General features: G+C 65.2%; 4 protein-coding genes. 3 read left to right on the top strand and 1 reads right to left on the bottom strand.

Annotation, left to right across the window (positions count from 1 at the left end; all coding sequences use genetic code 11):
* The first annotated feature begins 289 nt into the window (after positions 1-289).
* The 3 genes from AC1D00_RS35020 (at position 290) to adhP (ending at position 2,383) form a co-directional block, all read left to right on the top strand.
* Complete coding sequence (locus tag AC1D00_RS35020; protein ID WP_271575217.1) at positions 290-679, top strand: DUF4189 domain-containing protein; 390 nt, start codon at positions 290-292, stop codon at positions 677-679.
* A gap of 122 nt (positions 680-801) precedes the next feature.
* Positions 802-1,212, top strand: a complete 411-nt coding sequence (locus AC1D00_RS35015) for a DUF2000 family protein (protein WP_477013826.1) — start codon at positions 802-804, stop codon at positions 1,210-1,212.
* Between the two features lie 145 nt (positions 1,213-1,357).
* Complete coding sequence (gene adhP / locus AC1D00_RS35010; protein ID WP_477013825.1) at positions 1,358-2,383, top strand: alcohol dehydrogenase AdhP; 1,026 nt, start codon at positions 1,358-1,360, stop codon at positions 2,381-2,383.
* Positions 2,384-2,387: 4 nt separating this feature from the next.
* Here adhP and AC1D00_RS35005 read toward each other — a convergent pair.
* On the bottom strand, positions 2,388-2,793 hold a 406-nt coding region (locus tag AC1D00_RS35005; protein ID WP_477013824.1), incomplete at its 5' end, for a GFA family protein.

Here is a 2,793-nt window from a genome sequence, read left to right as displayed (position 1 = left end):
CACCGAGGCGGTCGCCGAAGTGCCCGTCGACGGCGAGAGCGCCTTCCTCGACATCGACACGCCGCAGGCGCTGGAAGCGGCAAGACGCGGATAGTGACTCTTGTAGGGTGGGTTAGCGCAGCGTAACCCGCCATGCTTCAGCGATAGCGGAACGAAGTTGGTGGATTACGCTTCGCTAATCCACCCTACGGCATCTCCCAAGCCCGCCGATTTCAACCACCCGTTCACCATCTGGAAACGACCACCGCTTAGAGTCCTCCGCACCTGCCTTGGGGGGAGGGGTTTTTCCATGGCTTCGAATGTCGTCGCGCGCCGTTGCGCGATGTTTTTCTTTGCGTTGTCTGTTTGTGTCGCGGGCGCTCGCCACATCACGGATGCACATGCCGCCGGCGCGTTTGCGGTCGGCAAGTGCGGTGCCTATGGCCAGGCTTTCGATTACGGCGCCGAGCACGAGGCCCGCGCCGTGGCGCAGAAGCAGTGCAAGGGCGATTGCACGACGGTGACGATGAAGCGCGCATGCGCTGCGATGTCGGTCGACCTCGCCAACCCCTGCGGTGCGTATGGTTATGCCGTCAAGCCGAAGATCTCCGCCTCGCTCAATGCCGCCACGCGCGAATGCTACAAGTATGGCGGCAAGGAATGCGTGATCCGCGCCTGGGCCTGCGACGCGAAGGGTTGAATTCTCCTCCGTCATTCCGGGGCGTCGCGCAGCGACGAACCCGGAATCTCGTGCGATAATCTCCGGATTCCGGGTCCGCGCCAGACGGCGTATCCCGGAATGACGATTCTTTGGAGATATGCATGCAGTTCGACACCAAGATCGCCGTCGTGATCCGCTCCGATCTTCAGGCCTGGCAGAAGCTCAACGTGGCGGCTTTCCTCACCAGCGGCATCGCGGCGGCTTTTTCCGAATGCATCGGTGAGCCCTATGAGGATGCCTCGGGCACGAAATATCACGCGCTGATCGGCCAGCCGATCCTGATCTACGGCGCCGACGGTCCGGCGCTGTCGCGCGCGCTCGACCGTGCGCTCACCCGCAACGTGGTGCCGGCGGTCTATACCGAGGACATGTTCAAGACCACGCATGATGCCGCCAATCGCGAGGTGGTGAAGGCGGTGGCGCGTGCCGATCTCAGCCTCGTCGGTATCGCTGTTCGCGCCGAGCGCAAGGTGATCGATAAGATCGTCGACGGCCTCAAGTTCCATAGCTGACACGTCCCCGCGCCTCGCGCCGCGTCGTCATCGCGATGTCACGATGGCGCGAGCGCTTGCGCAAACTTTGTGCGGTTTGATTCCAATCAAGGGGGAGCCTTGCGGCCTGGCTAGTCTGCTCCGCGCAATGCAAGGGAGCAGACCGATGCCGACCATGAAAGCCGCAATCGTCAGACAATTCGGCAAGCCGCTGGTGATCGAGGACGTGCCGGTGCCGCAGCCCGGCCCCGGCGAGGTTCTGGTCAAGGTGAAGGCCTGCGGCGTCTGCCACACCGATCTGCACGCCGCCTCCGGCGACTGGCCGGTGAAGCCGGTTCCGCCCTTCATTCCCGGCCACGAGGTTGCCGGCATCGTCGCCGCGCTCGGATCCGGCGTGAAAAATCTGAAGGTGGGCGATGCCGTCGGCGTCGCCTGGCTGCACGACGCCTGCATGTCCTGCGAATATTGCGAGACCGGCTGGGAGACGCTGTGCGAGCACCAGCACAACACCGGCTACAGCGTGAACGGCGGTTTTGCCGAATACGTCATCGCCTCGGCTGCCTTCGCCGCCAAACTGCCGGCGACGATCGATTTTGCCGGCGTCGCGCCGATCCTGTGCGCCGGCGTCACCACCTACAAGGGCTTGAAGGAGACGGAGGCAAAGCCCGGCGAGTGGGTCGTGATCTCGGGGGTCGGCGGGCTCGGCCATGTCGCGGTCCAGTTTGCCAAGGCGATGGGGCTCAAGGTCGCGGCCGTCGATATCGCCGAGGACAAGCTCAAGCTCGCCCGCGAGACCGGCGCCGACCTCGCGGTCAACGCGCTCGCGGCCGATGCCGTGGACAAGGTGTTGGCGGCAACCGGGGGAGGGGCGCACGGCGTGCTGGTGACGGCGGTCTCGACCGCCGCCTTTGCCCAGGCACTGAAGATGGTGCGGCGGAAGGGCACCGTCAGCCTCGTCGGCCTGCCGCCGGGCGAATTCCCGACGCCGATCTTCGACGTCGTGCTCAAGCGCATCACCGTGCGCGGCTCCATCGTCGGCACCCGCCGCGACCTCGACGAAGCCATCGCGTTCGCCGCGGACGGCAAGGTCAAGGCCGAGGTGACGAAGGTGCCGCTCGCAGAGATCAACGACGTCTTCGACCGGATGAAGGCCGGCAAGATCGACGGCCGCATGGTGCTGGACTTTGGCTAGTGCCTCACCCGGGCGGCATCTTTTCGAATTTCGGCAGGCCTGGGTCGAGATGATCCCAGCCATGCCCGCGCGCTCCGTAGGTCACCGCCTGCGGCTTGTAGCGGGCGGGCTCGTCGAGGCTTGCGGCGCGGATGGTGAAGATGTCGGGCATGGCGGCAAAGGTCAGGTAAACAGGCAAGCCGCACTGGGGGCAGAAGCCGCGCGTCTTCACATTGCCGCTGTCGCCGACCATGTCCCAATGCTTCGCCTCGCCGCTCAGCGTGACGCCGGCGCGCGCGAAGGTCGCGTAGGAGCCGTGGCCGCTGCCGCTTTCCCGCTGGCAGTCCCGGCACTGGCAGTGATTACTGAAGATGGGCTCACTGGTGATCGAATAGCGGATCGCGCCGCAGGCGCAGCCGCCGGTATATGGC

Source organism: Bradyrhizobium sp. P2_E8, assembly GCF_056403875.1.
The sequence above is the reverse complement of the archived record's forward strand: the minus strand, read 5'-3'. Positions and strand labels throughout refer to the sequence as shown.

What these genes read in the sequence shown, in the direction of transcription:
- AC1D00_RS35020 (WP_271575217.1), top strand. Translation starts at nt 290, where the DNA reads ATGGCTTCGAATGTCGTCGCGCGCCGTTGCGCGATGTTTTTCTTTGCG.
- AC1D00_RS35015 (WP_477013826.1), top strand. Translation starts at nt 802, where the DNA reads ATGCAGTTCGACACCAAGATCGCCGTCGTGATCCGCTCCGATCTTCAG.
- adhP (WP_477013825.1), top strand. Translation starts at nt 1,358, where the DNA reads ATGCCGACCATGAAAGCCGCAATCGTCAGACAATTCGGCAAGCCGCTG.